The sequence below is a fragment of the Archangium sp. genome (assembly GCF_036277355.1).
In the GTDB taxonomy this organism is placed as follows: domain Bacteria; phylum Myxococcota; class Myxococcia; order Myxococcales; family Myxococcaceae; genus Archangium.
In genome coordinates this window covers 73,959-88,111 of sequence record NZ_DASUNC010000042.1, presented here as the reverse complement: position 1 = coordinate 88,111, position 14,153 = coordinate 73,959, and the positions used below count along the sequence as shown (strand labels likewise).

12 protein-coding genes are annotated in these 14,153 nt (G+C 72.0%); 7 read left to right on the top strand and 5 right to left on the bottom strand.

Annotated features, from left to right (window positions below; translation table 11 throughout):
* Positions 1-109 precede the first annotated feature (109 nt).
* Together VFZ09_RS10855 and VFZ09_RS10850 are read right to left on the bottom strand one after the other, a co-directional pair.
* Positions 110-2,446 (bottom strand): alpha-2-macroglobulin family protein, encoded by a 2,337-nt coding sequence (locus VFZ09_RS10855; protein WP_329727455.1) that lies wholly within the window; start codon positions 2,444-2,446, stop codon positions 110-112.
* Positions 2,443-5,517 carry an MG2 domain-containing protein gene (locus VFZ09_RS10850; protein WP_329727454.1) on the bottom strand — a complete coding sequence of 1,025 codons (3,075 nt, stop codon included), beginning with the start codon at positions 5,515-5,517 and terminating at the stop codon, positions 2,443-2,445. The genes VFZ09_RS10855 and VFZ09_RS10850 overlap by 4 nt, the downstream gene beginning before the upstream one ends.
* Before the next feature lie 257 nt (positions 5,518-5,774).
* Here VFZ09_RS10850 and VFZ09_RS10845 point away from each other — a divergent pair, with 257 nt between their 5' ends.
* Both VFZ09_RS10845 and VFZ09_RS10840 read left to right on the top strand, forming a co-directional pair.
* Entirely contained in the window at positions 5,775-7,544 is a 1,770-nt protein-coding gene (locus tag VFZ09_RS10845; RefSeq protein ID WP_329727453.1) for an alginate lyase family protein, read from the top strand.
* Positions 7,545-7,627: 83 nt separating this feature from the next.
* Positions 7,628-7,984, top strand: coding sequence for a YciI family protein (locus tag VFZ09_RS10840; RefSeq protein WP_329727452.1), 357 nt, complete (start codon positions 7,628-7,630; stop codon positions 7,982-7,984).
* 25 nt (positions 7,985-8,009) lie between these two features.
* On the opposite strand, the gene VFZ09_RS10835 is transcribed toward VFZ09_RS10840, so the two are convergent.
* Entirely contained in the window at positions 8,010-8,771 is a 762-nt protein-coding gene (locus tag VFZ09_RS10835; RefSeq protein WP_329727451.1) for a GNAT family N-acetyltransferase, read from the bottom strand.
* Positions 8,772-8,970: 199 nt separating this feature from the next.
* On the opposite strand from VFZ09_RS10835, the gene VFZ09_RS10830 reads away from it, so the two are divergent.
* Genes VFZ09_RS10830 through VFZ09_RS10815 form a run of 4 tightly spaced genes read left to right on the top strand, consistent with a single transcriptional unit; the run spans position 8,971 to position 12,765 of the window.
* A complete protein-coding gene (locus VFZ09_RS10830; RefSeq protein WP_329727450.1) occupies positions 8,971-9,441 on the top strand; it encodes an Lrp/AsnC family transcriptional regulator in 471 nt (156 codons plus the stop codon).
* Positions 9,442-9,443: 2 nt separating this feature from the next.
* Positions 9,444-10,661, top strand: a complete 1,218-nt coding sequence (locus tag VFZ09_RS10825) for a PLP-dependent aminotransferase family protein (RefSeq protein WP_329727449.1) — start codon at positions 9,444-9,446, stop codon at positions 10,659-10,661.
* 16 nt (positions 10,662-10,677) lie between these two features.
* A complete protein-coding gene (locus VFZ09_RS10820; RefSeq protein WP_329727448.1) occupies positions 10,678-11,568 on the top strand; it encodes a hypothetical protein in 891 nt (296 codons plus the stop codon).
* 9 nt (positions 11,569-11,577) lie between these two features.
* Complete coding sequence (locus VFZ09_RS10815; protein WP_329727447.1) at positions 11,578-12,765, top strand: hypothetical protein; 1,188 nt, start codon at positions 11,578-11,580, stop codon at positions 12,763-12,765.
* Between the two features lie 13 nt (positions 12,766-12,778).
* On the opposite strand, the gene VFZ09_RS10810 is transcribed toward VFZ09_RS10815, so the two are convergent.
* Positions 12,779-13,063 carry a hypothetical protein gene (locus VFZ09_RS10810; RefSeq protein WP_329727446.1) on the bottom strand — a complete coding sequence of 95 codons (285 nt, stop codon included), beginning with the start codon at positions 13,061-13,063 and terminating at the stop codon, positions 12,779-12,781.
* Between the two features lie 77 nt (positions 13,064-13,140).
* Positions 13,141-13,371 (bottom strand): hypothetical protein, encoded by a 231-nt coding sequence (locus tag VFZ09_RS10805; protein ID WP_329727445.1) that lies wholly within the window; start codon positions 13,369-13,371, stop codon positions 13,141-13,143.
* 316 nt (positions 13,372-13,687) lie between these two features.
* On the opposite strand from VFZ09_RS10805, the gene VFZ09_RS10800 reads away from it, so the two are divergent.
* Positions 13,688-14,152: a DUF6484 domain-containing protein gene (locus VFZ09_RS10800; RefSeq protein WP_329727444.1), complete on the top strand. Its 465-nt coding sequence runs from the start codon at positions 13,688-13,690 to the stop codon at positions 14,150-14,152.
* Position 14,153: the final 1 nt, after the last annotated feature.

Sequence of the window (14,153 nt, the reverse complement as noted above, 5' to 3'; positions counted from 1 at the left end):
CCCTCACCCCAGCCCTCTCCCAAAGGGAGAGGGGGCAGACACGGTGGCAACCCGGGGAGCTCGATACCCTCACCCCGTCCCTCTCCCGGAGGGAGAGGGGAAATCGGGCTCACCGCACCGCCCAGGTGGCCGGAGGCACGTGGAAGACCAGGTCCGGCCGGTCCACCGGTGTCAGGCTCGAAGCGCCCGCCTGCAGTGAGCCCGCCAGCGTGGGCACCACCCGGAAGCGCGCACTGAAGGGCTCGGCCGCGCCTCGGGGCGGCAGGGTGAGGCTCACCGCCCCATCCTCCACCTCGTAGGACGTCACCTTGCCCTCGTTCACCAGCGCATCCAGGCTCGCCCGGTCCACCTGCACCCCCGCGGGCAATCCCTGGCGCAGAGTGAGCGCCATCCCCGCGGGCGAGGCCGCCTGCACCGTCACCTCGGCCGGCATCCCCACCTTCACCTCCGCCGGGCCCTTCACCGCGAGCTCCAGCCCGCGCCCCGTCTCGCTCGCACGCCACGGCACGTAGGCCCCCAGCGTCAGGGAGAAGCCCAGCCCCGGCACCGCCGGCTCCGCGCGCACCGCCCACGTGTGCTTGCCCGCCGAGCCCGTGGCCGCTCCCTCCAGCGCGAGCACCTCGCGCAGGGCCTTCGCGTCGAACGTGCCCTCCGTCACCACCTTGCCGTCCCGCTCCAGCACCACGCTCACCTGGGACGGCAGCGGCTCCTTGAAGAGCGCCAGCGCCGCCTTCAGGCCCACGAGGTTGGCACGCCCATCACCCCATCCGCGCTCGGGCCGGTAGTCCGCGAGCAGCGAGGTGCCCAGGTCCGCCAGGGGCGCCTCCTTGTCATCCACGAGCGCCAGCACCGCGAGCGCCGTGGCCTCCGTCTCCGAGGGAACCAGCCCATCCGCGCGCACCACGCCCGGGCCCACCGGCAGGAACGCGGAGCCGTCCGGCCGCTTCTGGAGGGCCTCCCGCACCTGCTTGCGCAGCGAGTCCCGCACCGAGCCGGACACGCCCCCGCTCGCCAGCACCGCCGCCGCCGTGTAGCCGTCCTGCACCCGCGTCACATAGCGCTCGAAGGCACCCGCCACGCGTGCGTCGAAGCCCGAGGCCCTCCGGCGTCCCGCGTCCGAGCCCGTCCCGGCACGCACCGCCCGGGCACAGTCCGCCGTGGCCACCAGCAGCCGCTGCAACGTCCACCCGTCCGCGCCCTGGCACGTCCCATCCGGCCGCTGGGCCGAGGCCACCTGTCCCGACAGGCGCTCGCCCAGCCGCGCCAGCACCGGGTTGTCCGGGTGCACCAGCGCCGCCTCCGCCAACAGCGACGCCGTGGCCACGTCCGGCGCACGGCCCGCCCGCAGCACCCGCTGCCCGGCCAGCGCCGCCATGCGCTTCAGCGACTCCTCATCCGCCGTGCCGCCCAGCGACTTCAGCAGCTCCGGCGCGCGGCCAGCGAGCAGCAGCGCGTAGGCATCCTCGGCCGCGCCCCCGCGTCCGAACGCCGCGTTCAGCTCCGAGCGCAGCACGCCCAGCGCCCCCGGGAAGACGAGCAACCGCACCCGCTCGCTGCCGGCCACCGCGCTCTCGGGGCCCACCAGCTCCAGGGTGCGCGGCGCGGCCAGGGTGCCTCCGCGCGTCTCCACCACCGGCCGGCCCGTGGGCCACACGTCGAAGGTGCGCACCACCGAGTCCGTGCCTCCCAGCGAGGCCCGCAGCGTCACCGGCCCCGGCTGCGCCGTCCGCACCGTCACGTACTCCACCACGCTGCCCGCCGCCGGAACCGTCACCGTGCGCGAGCCGCCCTCTACCGCCGCGCCCTGCGCCTCCACCTTCAGCGGGCGCGTCACCGGCGAGCCCGTCGTGTTCACCACCTGCACCGGCACGCGCACCACGTCGCCCGCGCGCAGGAAGGGCGGCAACACCGGATCCACATAGGTGGGCAGCGTGCCCGCGAAGCTGCTCACCGCCCCGGCCTGCGCTCCCGAGCGCGAGTGCGCCAGCGCCAGCACCCGCCAGTTCGTCAGCCGGTCCGGCACCTTCACCGGCACCGTGGCGGAGCCGGACGCATCCGTCACCACCAGCGGCTCGAAGAGGAACGTCTCGGGGAACCAGGCCCGCCCCGGCGTGGCCGGCGCCTCGGGCTCGGACGCGGGCAGCGGCGGCGCGCCCGGCGCCTCGGCCTTCTTCATCGCGAAATCCTTCCCGCCTCCTCCCTTGCCGCCCCCGACCACCCGGCCCACGGACTGGGCGGGAGGGGGTGCCATCGGCGCCGCCGCCTCCTCCATCTCGTCCGCTTCATTCTGGCCGAAGGTCTGGAGGCTCTTCTTCGCGAGCATCCGGTCATCGCCCGCCAATGCGGCCGCGGAAGGGGCCTCGTAGCGCGCCAGGCCCCGCACGCACGTGTTCAGCGCGAAGCCCGCGACGAGGCACACCCCACCCAATACGAAGTAGCGCTTCATGGCGCCTCCCGGGCGACCCACGCGCCCCAGTTCTCGACGTCCTCGGGCAGCCGCGTGCCGTTCACCACCACCGCCCTCGGGTCGGTGAGGGCCAGCAGCTCCGGCGGCAGCCGCGACAGCTTCAACCGGCGGCCGTAGGCGTCCGTCACCGCCTCGCCGCGCTTCTCACAGGCCTCGAGCGCCTTCTCCCACAGCTTCGCCATCCCCGCCGGAGAGAGCGTCTCGCCCTGGGGCGCCGACTCCTCCCAGGCGCGCGCCTGCACCGTCAGCTCCGACAGCACCCGGTAGAAGGGCTCGGTCAGCTCCACGTCCGGCTCGAAGGGAGTGGACACCTGGAGCGACAGCCGCCGCTCACCGTCCTCCCGCTTCGGCACGCCCGACACCCGCAGCAGCGTGGCCGCGGCCGCGTTGGCCCCCCGGATGCGGCCCATGGCGAGCGCCGTCCCGTCCAGCACGTCGAAGGCCGGCGAGGCCACCGTGGGCGCCGGGCGCATGCCGTCCAGCGCCCCCGTCCCCGGCAGCGGCACCAGCTGAGACAGGCTCTCGTCCACGCCGAAGAGGCCCACCGCCGCCGGGCCGTCCTTGCCGTCCACCCGCGTGTGCACCTGGAGGTGCGCCAGCTCGCCGGGCGCGTAGGCCGTCTTGTCCGGCGCCACCTCGAGCGCCAGCTGCGCGCGCGGCGCCACGTACACCCGCGCCACCGCACCCGCCCAGCTCGCCTCGGCCCAGCCCTCGAAGTCCTCGGGCAGCCGGAAGCGCGCCGCCTTGTTCTCCACCTTCGCCTTCAGCTCCTTCTCCCCGGCCATGAGGAGGAGCTCCTCGGGCAGCTTCCCGTTGAAGTCCGGGCCGCGCAGCAGCTCGATGCGCACCTCGTCCCCCACCCGCGCCAGCACCGGCGTGGCCCGCAAACGCGCGGGCGGCAACCCCGCCGGGTGCACCACCCACTTCGTCGAGCCCAGCTCCTCCTTGCCCGCCTTCGCGCTCACCACCAGCTCGTAGCCGAGCAGCGTCGTCTCCTGGGCCACCTCTTCGTCGGAGCCGCTCCCCGCGGGCTCGGCGGTGAAGCGCACCACGCCCATGGCACTCCCGGGCTCGGTGCTCAGCACCAACCGGGAGAAGCGGGACTGGATGCAGGACAGGTGGGCGGAGGGCAGCATGTCCTCCTCCCGCGGCAGGGACGACCAGCCCACCTCCACCTCGCGCTGCTTCGGGCGGGTGCGCCAGGTGAGCACGGCCGGCAGCGCCGCGGACAGCGACAGGTTCGCGGGCAGGCACTCGCGCGCATCGAGCGCCGCGGCGTGCAGCGCCTCCTCCAACTCCTCGCTGGCACCGGCGACGTCGAGCACCTCGAACGTGAGCGAGGGCAGGCCCGGGTCGAGCACCGCCAGGGTGAGCCCCAGCATCCGCTCACGGCCGGGCGGCAGCGAGCGCCCACGCACCACCGAGGCGAGGCAGGAGCCCAGCGGCGAGCCATCCGGCACCACGTCCACCACCGAGCCCCCCGCGGCCACGCGCACGCCCAGCGTCACCTGGGTGGTACCCGCGTCGGGAGACACGAAGCGCGCACAGGGGCGCAGGGACTCCAGCCACCGCTCCAGGGCGAGCTGGTCCTCCAGCGCGGGCGAGCCGTCCTGCGAGAGGAGCTCCCGCACCGAGCCCAACCGCACCGGAGGCGGCGGAGGCGGGCGGCGCACCGGCATGGCGGGAAGGAGGACGTTGACGGGCGGGCCCGGGTCGAGCTGGAAGGAGGCCACGCCGTCCTCGTCCGTCACCGCGCGCACGCCCTCGTCCCGCGGGTCCCACGCGCGCTTCACGGTGAGCTCCGCGCCGGGCAGCAGCCGGCCGTCCGCGGTGGTGGCGCGCAGGTAGACGCGGTTGCTGTAGCCATCCGCCAGCCCGTCCGACAGCTCCGTCACGGCCGACACGGCGAGCGCGTCCTCGGCGAGCAGCACGGAAGCACCGCCCTGCACCTGGTCTCCCGCGGGGTCCGTGGCGGACAGCCAAGCGGAGAGGGTCGCCTGGCCGCGCAGGTCATACGGCACGCGCGGCAGGGTGAGCCGGAAGCGTCCCGAGCCATCCGTGCGCGCCTTCCGGGGCAGCGCGTCCTTCGCCTTCGCGTCGAGCCACTCGAGGGGCGCGGGCCACCGGCCCGAGGCATTCCAGGAGACGTCCACGGCCGCGTCCGCCACCGGCGCGCCCGAGCTGTAGACGACGCGGCCCTCGACGACGGGGGACTCGCCCACGCGCCAGAAGGGCCTGGTGCTGACGGCCTCCACGCGGAAGCGCGGCAGGGTGAAGGGCTTCACCTGGAAGGAGGCCTCGCCCGAGGCCTCTCCGCTCGTCCAGCGCGCCGTCCAGGTGCCGGTGGGCGCGCCGCGGTCGAGCGGGAAGTCCCCGGACACCACGCCCCACGGGCCCGCGGGCATGCGCTGCTCCAGCACCACCTCGCCGGAGGGGTCGGTGACGAACCACGTGCCCGGGCGTCCGTCGATGGGCGCGAGGTCCCTGGCGCGCAGCACCACCGCGCGGAAGCGGACCTGGTGGCCGGGCTCGTAGAGGGGCCGGTCGGTGAGGACGTGGACGCGGGCGGGAGCGTAGAGGGCCAGCGGCGCGTCCACGGTGCCGGTGCCGAGCGGCGTGGTGACGCGGGCGCGCAGCGTGTAGTCCCCATCCGGCAGTGCGGGCAGCTTCACCCGGGCGCTCAGGGCGAAGTCGGAGTCCCGCTGCTCCCAGCCCTTCTCGGGAGCGAGGGGAGACTCCTTGCCCCCGGCGTCCACGAGGAAGAGCGAGGCCTCCAGGCGCCGCACCGGGGCATTCAGCCGCACCCAGGCCTCCCCGGTGACGCCGTGGGCCTCGGCCGACACCTGGACGGTGCCCGTGGCCTCCCGGGCGAGCCCCTCGGCGCGCAGGCCCAGCGTCTGCCGGAAGTCTCCGTCCGGACAGCGGTACACCTTCACCCCCTGGAAGGCCCACGCGGACACGCACACGTCCGAGGTGGCCCACCTCACGAGCCCCACGGCGAGCACCGCGGCGATGCCGAGGGCGACCCGGCGATTGATACGGATGTTCATCAGCTCTCCCCAACCCGGCATCCTACGCCGATGGCCGTGGAATCCGCACGGGCAGGTGCCCGGACGCGCCTGCCGCCCAGGCCCGTGGGCGGAAACCACCACTGCCCCCGAGGGCGCATTGTCATCCACGCGCCACGATGAACCTTTGGCGCATGACACGCGCCTGGAGAGACCTCGCGGCCGTGGTGGTACTCCTGCTGGGGAGCACGGTCTGTCTGGCTTCCAGCCCATCGGCGAGCAGGCCCGGGCGGGAGGTCATGTACCGCTTCCTGGACGAAGGGGACCGGAAGAGCGCCGATCTCCTGCTGCTCAATCGCTGGCCGGTGACACGCTTTCCGGCCGTGGAGCTGCCCCCCTCGCCCACGTGGACGGAGAACCCCTTCAACGAGAAGTACTGGCGCTTCGAGTTCTACGGCCTGCGCCCCCTGCGCCACCTGGAGCGGGCCTGGCTCGACACCGGAGACGTCCGCTACCGGAACCGGCTCACCGCGGTGCTGGAGAGCTTCGTCGCGCACGGGCATGACTCCTCGTACGCCTGGGACAAACACACCACCGCCTTCCGGGGCATGTCGCTCGTCAACCTCTACGTGAAGCTGAAGTCGCGCGGAGCACTCACGCCCGCCCTGGAGCGCGGCTTGCGCGACCGCATCCTCGAGGTGGGCCATTTCCTCTTCGACCCGAGGAACTTCGAGTCCAATTACAACCATGGCCTCGCCCAGGCCGGAGCGCTGCTGCTCATCGCGGAGAACTTCCCGGAGCTCGCGCCCGCCTCCACCTGGCGCGCCACGGCCCTCACACGGCTGGATGGGCTGCTCGCGCGGGTGCTCGACGAGGACGGGGTGGAGGTGGAGCAATCACCCTTCTACCACTTCTATTTCCTGACGGGCTTCTGGGAGATCTACCGCTGGGCCCACGAGAACGGCATCGCGCTCTCCCCCACGGCGGAGTCCCGCATCCAGCAGATGCTCCGCTATGCCACGTACATCGTCCTGCCCGACGGAAACATCGCGATGCTGGGCACCAGCGTGATGCGCAACGTGCGCAAGTCCCAGGACACGCCCCGCTACGCGGAGATGGCCGCGCTGGACCCCTCCTTCGAGTACGTGCTCAGGGCCGGCCAGTCAGGCACACCGCCCACGCAGACCTCCATCCTCTTCCCCTCCTCGGGACAGGCGGTGCTGCGCTCCAGCTTCGGCACGGCGGCGGACTTCCTCCAGCAGACGCACGTGACGTTCGACGTGGGCCCCTACCGCACCAGCCACAGCCACCTGGATGCGCTCGCGTTGCAGCTCTACTCGGCGGGCAAGACGCTGCTGCCGGACTCGGGGCACTTCTCCCCCGAGCCCGGACCCGACTTCGACTACTTCCACGGCACCCGGGCCCACAACACCGTGGTGGTGGACGAGCGGGACCAGCGCGAGGGCTCGGCCCGGGCCGGGCTGACCACGAGCGCGGGCGGCTGGGCCTACCAGTCGGGCGCGCACGAGCTCTACGACGGCGTCCTGCACCGGCGCGCGGTGCTGTTGCTGAGGAAGGACCTGGTGCTCATCGTGGATGACCTGAGCAGCGCCACCCCCCACCTCTACGAGCAGACCTGGCACCTGCTGCCCGGCGCGGAGCTCCAGGTGGAGGGCCTGCGGGCGAAGGCCATCGAGAGCGGCTCGGGCCGGACGCTGCTCTCCGTGCACCAGTTGCTGCCCACTCCCGGCCTGGGGCTCCGCTGGCGCCGGGGAAGCACCACGCCCATGGATGGGTGGTACTCCGAGCGCTTCGAGAGCAAGGTCCCCAACTACGCACTGCGCTACCGGCGCACGGCGGCGCGGGCGCTGTACGTCACCGTGCTGGCCTCGGGCGAGCTGGCCAGCCTGCCCCTGCAAGGCGAGGTGCAGGGCAGCACCCGGAAGCTGCGGACCACGGTGTGCCTGTCCTGGGGCGAGGGCTATCTCGTCACCCTCGAGGACCTCACGGGCCCGGCGGAGCGGGTCACCGTGGAGCCGCTGCGTTCCTCCTGCCAGCTGTCCCGGTAGGCAAGCCCGGGCTTGACCGCGGGCCGGGGAGATGGTGTTTCCCCTCGGTCTCGCGGGCCGCTGAGCCCCGGAGGGAGCACGGGATGGCGTACATGCTGTTGATCATGGAGCCTGGAGAGCGGAAGCGGAAGCGGTCGCCCGAGCAGGGGCGTCGCGAGATGGAGCGGATGATGCGCTTCGGCGAGGACCTCAAGGCCCGTGGTTTGTTGAAGGCCAGCGACTCGCTCAAGCCGGATGCCGAGGGGGTGCGCATCGAGGTTCGCGGCGGCAAGCGCACCTTCAGCGATGGCCCGTTCACCGAATCCAAGGAGATCGTCGGGGGCTTCTTCCTCATCGATTGCAACACCCGCGAGGAAGCACTCGCCATCGCGAGCGACTGCCCCGCCGCCGAGTGGTCGACCGTCGAAGTGCGCGAGATCGGCCTCTGCTACGAGGGTTGAACCCCGCGCCGCGCCAGCACTTGCATCAGGGCCCGGGCAGCACGCACGTCACCTGCTCGAGCTCGCCCCACACGCGGAAGCCCGCACGCGCGTAGATGCGCTCCGCCTCGGGGTTGGACACCTGGAGGAAGAGCGGCACCGTGGCCCTGCGCTGCAGCCACGTCATCAACGCCGTCGCCAGGCCGCGCCGGCGATACCTGGGGCGCGTCGCCACCTCCTGCACCAGCGCGCAGCCCTCTCCCTCATGCAGGGCCGCCATCGCCGCGGGCACGCCGTCCACGCGGGCGAGGTAGTAGTGCGACGTGGGACTGGACACCAACCGCTCCAGGTAGCGCACCCGCCAGTCGCGTCCTTCCCACCCATCGGCCCCCGCTTGAACCTCCACCAGGGACGCGATCATCTCCGGGCCCGCCACCTCCAGCGTCACGCCCGAGAACAACACCGGAAGCGGCCGGGAAGCGCTCGGCGCCCAGTGCATGAGGCGCATCCCCTGCGAGTCCTTCTGGAAGCCTCGCGCCACCAACCGCTCCACCACGTCGCCCGGGGCGCTCAGGTCATCCACCCGCACCCGCGGCACCAGCCCTCGCGCCCGGTAGAGCGCCACCACCTCGTCGATGGCGGCCTCCGGCTCCTCCGCTCGCAGCCAGCGCGCGGTGTTCGCATCCCAGTGGCCGGGATTTCCCACCTCGTGGACGAAGAATCCCCACGGCCGTGACTCGACGGTGGCGAAGCGGCGGGCCAGCGTCAGATCGAGTCCCAGGAACTGCTGACGGAAGGCGGAATCCATGGCTGCGCTCCTCGGGGCCCACGGGCGCGAGACGTGCATTGCCAACAGAGGGGAGCCCCCGCGTTCGTGACGGGCGGGCTCCTCGAACGGAAGGGGCTCGCCTGCACGCCTGCTGCCCTCTTGCACCCCCTCTGAGAGACATATATCTTATAGGCACCAAGTCACTGGGACTTATAAAAATAAGGTCGTTACCCTCGCCATGGATGAACTGGACCACCGCCTCGTCGATCTGCTGCAGCGCGATGGGCGAGCCACGCAGCTGGAGCTCTCCCGCTCGGTGGGTCTGTCCCAGCCGGCGGTGGCCGAGCGCATCCGCAAGCTGGAGGAGCGAGGGGTCATCACCGGCTACACGGCGCGCGTGGACGCGTCGAAGCTGGGCAAGGACATCACCGCCTTCATCGGCGTGAGCATCGAGCACCCCAAGTACTTCGAGGGGTTCGCCCGCAAGGTGCTGGCCATGCCCGAGGTGCTCGAGGCGCACCGCGTCGCCGGACAGGACTCGTACATCCTCAAGGTGCGCACCCGGAACACGCGCACCCTCGACTCGCTGCTCGTGGAGACGCTGCGGACCATCTCCGGCGTCACGCGCACGCACACCACCATCGTTCTGACGTCCATCAAGGAAGAGACGTACATCCACGTCTCCTCTGAAGAGCTGAAAGGAGCCTGACCATGACCGCGGCCATCCATATCCCCGCTCCTCCGCCGTTGACGCTCGCCCAGCGCATGTCGCGGATCAAGCCCTCCGCCGTCCGGGAGATCCTCAAGGTGGCCGAGCGCCCGGACGTGCTCTCCTTCGCGGGCGGGCTGCCGGCGCCCGAGCTCTTCCCGGTGGAGGCCATCGCCCAGGCGCACGCCGAGGTGTTCGCCGAGGAGGGCCCCGCCGCGCTCCAGTACAGCACCACCGAGGGCTACGGACCGCTGCGCGAGTGGATCTGCTCGCACCTGGGCGGCCAGGGCATCCACGCGGCGACGGACCAGGTGCTCATCACCAGCGGCTCGCAGCAGGGCATCGACCTGGTGGCCAAGGTGATGCTGGACCCGGGTGACGTGGTGGTGGTGGAGAATCCCAGCTACCTCGCCGCGCTGCAGGCGTTCAGCGGCTACGAGGTCTCCTACTCCGTCGTGGGCAGCGACAAGGACGGCATGCGCGTGGACGAGCTGGAGGCGCAGCTGCACAGCGTCGCCCGCAAGCCCAAGCTCATCTACCTGGTCCCCAACTTCCAGAATCCCAAGGGCACCACCCTGTCGCTGGAGCGCCGGCACGCGCTGATCCGCTTCGCCCAGCGCCACCGCATCCTCATCCTCGAGGACAACCCCTACGGCGAGCTGCGCTTCCGGGGCGAGCACCTGCCGTCGCTGGCCTCGCTCGACACCGAGGGCGTGGTCATCAACCTGGGCACGTTCTCCAAGACGCTGGCCCCCGGACTGCGCATCGGCTGGGCCGTGGGCCCGCGCGAGCTCATCCGCGCGCTCACCGTCGTCAAGCAGTCGGCGGACCTGCACACCGCCACCGTCGCGCAGCGCGCCACGGCGCGGCTCCTGTCGCGCTTCGACTACAACGCCAACCTGGAGAAGCTGCGCACCGTCTACGGCGAGCGGTGCCAGGTGATGCTCACCTCGCTGGAGAAGCACATGCCCGAGGGCACCCGGTGGACGGAGCCGGATGGTGGCATGTTCGTGTGGGTGGAGCTGCCGCGGGGCATGAGCGCGGATGCCCTCTTCCCGCAGGCGCTCGAGAAGCGCGTCGCCTTCGTGCCCGGCGCCACCTTCTTCGCCGGTGAGCCGCGCCTGGAGTTCATGCGGTTGAACTTCTCCAACCGTCCGCCGGAGCTCATCGAGGAAGGCATGCGCCGGCTCGGCACGGTCATCGCCGCCGCCCGGAGTTGAGGTATCTCCCGCGGCCATGTCCGTGAACGAGAACACCTACGACATCGCGCTCGTCACCGCGCCCACCCTCCCCGAGTGCCTGCCCGACGAGCATCTGCTCGCCCGGGCACTCGCCGCCCGGGGCCTGAAGGCCGGGCCGGTCATCTGGGATGACCCGGCCGTGGATTGGAGCCGCTTCCGGCTCGCGCTCATCCGCACCGCCTGGGACTCGGACGCGCGCCGGGACGAGTTCGTCGCCTGGGCCGGGCGCGCCGGTGCGCGCTGCCCGCTGTGGAATCCGCCCGAGGTGCTCCGCTGGAACACACACAAGGGCTACCTGCGCGAGCTCGCGGCGCGCGGCATCGCCACCGTGCCCACCGCCTGGATGGAGCGCGGCTCGCGAGCGGACGTGAAGACGCTGCTCGCGACGCACGGTTGGAGTGACGCGGTGGTGAAGCCCGCGGTGTCCGCGGGCGCCCGGGACACGCTGCGCGTCCGCCGGCCCGAGGACCTCCCCGCCGCCCAGGCCCTGGTGGAGCGGGTGCTCCCGCACAAGGACATGATGGTGCAGCCCTACCTGCCCTCGGTGGAGGGCCATGGGGAGCGCTCCATCCTCTTCCTGGGCGGCGAGCACACCCACGCCATCAAGCGCCCACCCGCCCTCTCGGGCAACCCGGGCTACGACGCCACCGCCGCCGAGCCCGCCCCGTCCTCCGAGGACGAGCGCGCCTTCGCCCGCCGGGTGCTCGCCGCCACCGGCTTCGAGCTGCTCTACGCCCGGGTGGACGTGGCGCGGGACGAGCACGGGGGACTGCTGCTGATGGAGCTGGAAGTCACCGAGCCCAACCTCTTCCTGAGGCAGGGCGGGCCCCGGGCGGTGGAGACGCTGGCGGACGCGATAGTCCACAAGGCCCGTGGGATGGCTTAGCCTGCGGGCATGCCGACTCCGGAGAAGAAGCCCCGCGCGCCTCAGGACACGCTGCCGCCCCGGCTGAAGACGCTGCTGGAGGATCTCACCCACCGGGAGCTGGCCTCGCGGCTGGAGCGCGTGTACCGGGCCGCGGCGCTGGCCATTGATCGGCTGGGGCACCTCAACATCGTCAAGTACGAGCCCACCACCCTCGAGGAGAGCGAGGGGGCGGACCTGTCGCTGTGGGAGACGATGGCCCCGGCCATCCGGGACACGGTGGTGGACGTGAACGCCCTGGTGTCGGCCATCCACGAGGCCTTCCCGTCGTCGAAGGAGGCCGCGCGCGAGGGCGCGTGGCAGCCCCCACCGCCGGGCGTGGACGAGCGGCTGTCATGGGAGGTGGAGATGGTGCTGGGCGCGTGCGCGGGGCGGCTCTCCCGGCGCGTGGCGGACCTGGGCCAGCGGGTGCGGCGGCCCGAGGTGGTGAGCGACCGGTGGGCGCTGATGGCGGAGCTGCAGTCGTTCCGCGCGGACTTCCGCGCGCAGATGGGGGACCTCGTGTACCTCACGGCGGCGGCCTTCGCGGACGTGCGGCGCGAGGACGTGGTGCCGGGCTACCAGGGACAGGTGGCGGCGGCGGCGGTGCTGCGCGGCGCGGTGGCGGAGCTGCGGCGCTCGCTGCAGTCCCGGCTGGAGCGGGCGGCGGCCATGCTCCCCAAGGAGGGGCCGGGGCTGGCGCGGCGGCTGGAGGAGATGCTGGCGGCCTTCGCGGGGATGAACGCCTCGCTGACGATGAAGACGCGCGACAAGCGCCTGGTGGTGGAGCTGCGCGAGCGGCTGCGTGCGCTGGCCTCGCTGCCGGAGCTGACCGCGGAGGAGCTGTGGACGCTGGTGGAGCCCTTCCTCGGAGAGCTGGGACGGGTGGGCGCGGAGCTGACGCAGCGCACGCTGACGGCGCACGACCGGGCGGTGTGGGCGGCGTGCGGGGCCCGGCTGGAGCAGGCCTCCATGCACCTGTTCCTCAACTCACCGGGCGCCGAGCGGGTGATACGCGAGGCGGTGGAGGTCGCGGGAGCGCTCTACGGCCGGGCGCCGGTGTTCGACGCCTTCCTGCGCAAGGTGCGCGTGAGCCTGGAGCAGTCCTTCGATGAAGCGGAGCTGCGCGAGACGCTGGAGGTGTTCCGGGAGCGTCTCGCGGCCCTGCCCTTCACCTGAGGCGGGCGGGAGACTACTTGGACTCGGCCTTGGCGCCCTCGGGCAGCGCGGCGGCGGCCGGCACCGGGAGGCGCGGAACCACCAGGTTGCGGTACTCGGTGGCGAGGGTGTCGGGCGTCATCTCCTCCTGCCACTGCTTCGGGTTGGTGTTCCACCCGTAGTCCGCGGGCACCTTGCCGCCGCCCTGGTTCTTGTAACCAATCATCTCCGGGAACTTCGCGGACCAGCGGCCGGCTGGATCCGTCTCACGGGTGATGGGCTCGCGGTTCGGGCGGGGGGTGTAGTTGCTCTTGCTCATGAGGCGTGACTCCTAGCAGGTGCGCGGCCTCTCCGGAACCCCCACGAAGGCCCGGGAGATGCCCGGACCCCCGGGGCCTACGTGGGCCCGCTCGCCGCCCGCCCGGCGGAGGGGGCCCCGGCCCGGGAGCGCCGCCTCCGCCGCGACACCGGTGGCAACCAGCTCGGTCCCAGCTCGAACACCGCGGCGAAGTAGCGCGCCTGCGCCTCGCTCCCATAACGATAGCGCCGCACACCACCCCCCTCGAGGGTCACCTCCACCCCCCACCCCTTCCCACGCCGGCGAAGCGCGACTCGCGCAATCTCCATGCCCACCCTCCCCCCTCAGGAACGCCCTTCTCATGAAAGCGGCGTGCCAAGGCGAGCCCCTGCGTCCGGTGGGTTGCGGTGTGCGGCGGTGGACAGGTGACAGCGGGACGGTAGGTGCTACAGGCCCGCCTGCCTGCCCTCCGGCCGTGTCCGGAAATCGCGGCCCGGCGACTTGTGGCCGCACAGATGCCTGCCCTGGCCACCGGCGAACGCTCACGCCAATGACAGGAATTTTTCTCCCACATGGTGCTGTGGCAGTCTATCTATCTCTGTTAAGTACGCCACGCGCAATCGCACACACCACGGGAGCAGAATCATGGCCGCACGCAACCCATCGCTCAAGCTTGCGCCGTCGAGCTCCGCGCCAGCTCTTCCCTCCACGGTCCTCGGTTGTATCACTGCCTATGAGCCAGACCGGGGCGTCCTCGTCGACTTTCCCGGCAACCCGGGGGGTCCTGTACCAGCCCGGCTGCTCATCGGCGTCAGCATCGAGGCGCTGCGCAGGGCCGCAGCGTCGCGCTGCCCGGCGGCGTTGCTCTTCGAGAATGGAGATCCCACGCTCCCGCTCATCGCCGGACTGGTGCAACCTCCGGGCTCGCAAGAGGCCCGGGTGGATGGCGAACGAATCGTCCTGACAGGCGAGGAAGAAATCGAACTGCGCTGCGGCGATGCATCCATCTCCCTGCGCAAGGACGGCAAGCTCGTCATCCGTGGAGCCTATGTCGAAACTCGCGCCAAGGGCATGAACAGGATCAAGGGCGGCTCCGTCCAGATCAATTGAG

Excerpts from the sequence above, each read along its gene's own strand:
- VFZ09_RS10855 (WP_329727455.1), bottom strand. The coding sequence starts at position 2,446 with ATGAAGCGCTACTTCGTATTGGGTGGGGTGTGCCTCGTCGCGGGCTTC.
- VFZ09_RS10850 (WP_329727454.1), bottom strand. The coding sequence starts at position 5,517 with ATGAACATCCGTATCAATCGCCGGGTCGCCCTCGGCATCGCCGCGGTG.
- VFZ09_RS10845 (WP_329727453.1), top strand. The coding sequence starts at position 5,775 with ATGTACCGCTTCCTGGACGAAGGGGACCGGAAGAGCGCCGATCTCCTG.
- VFZ09_RS10840 (WP_329727452.1), top strand. The coding sequence starts at position 7,628 with ATGGCGTACATGCTGTTGATCATGGAGCCTGGAGAGCGGAAGCGGAAG.
- VFZ09_RS10835 (WP_329727451.1), bottom strand. The coding sequence starts at position 8,771 with ATGGATTCCGCCTTCCGTCAGCAGTTCCTGGGACTCGATCTGACGCTG.
- VFZ09_RS10830 (WP_329727450.1), top strand. The coding sequence starts at position 8,971 with ATGGATGAACTGGACCACCGCCTCGTCGATCTGCTGCAGCGCGATGGG.
- VFZ09_RS10825 (WP_329727449.1), top strand. The coding sequence starts at position 9,444 with ATGACCGCGGCCATCCATATCCCCGCTCCTCCGCCGTTGACGCTCGCC.
- VFZ09_RS10820 (WP_329727448.1), top strand. The coding sequence starts at position 10,678 with ATGTCCGTGAACGAGAACACCTACGACATCGCGCTCGTCACCGCGCCC.
- VFZ09_RS10815 (WP_329727447.1), top strand. The coding sequence starts at position 11,578 with ATGCCGACTCCGGAGAAGAAGCCCCGCGCGCCTCAGGACACGCTGCCG.
- VFZ09_RS10810 (WP_329727446.1), bottom strand. The coding sequence starts at position 13,063 with ATGAGCAAGAGCAACTACACCCCCCGCCCGAACCGCGAGCCCATCACC.
- VFZ09_RS10805 (WP_329727445.1), bottom strand. The coding sequence starts at position 13,371 with ATGGAGATTGCGCGAGTCGCGCTTCGCCGGCGTGGGAAGGGGTGGGGG.
- VFZ09_RS10800 (WP_329727444.1), top strand. The coding sequence starts at position 13,688 with ATGGCCGCACGCAACCCATCGCTCAAGCTTGCGCCGTCGAGCTCCGCG.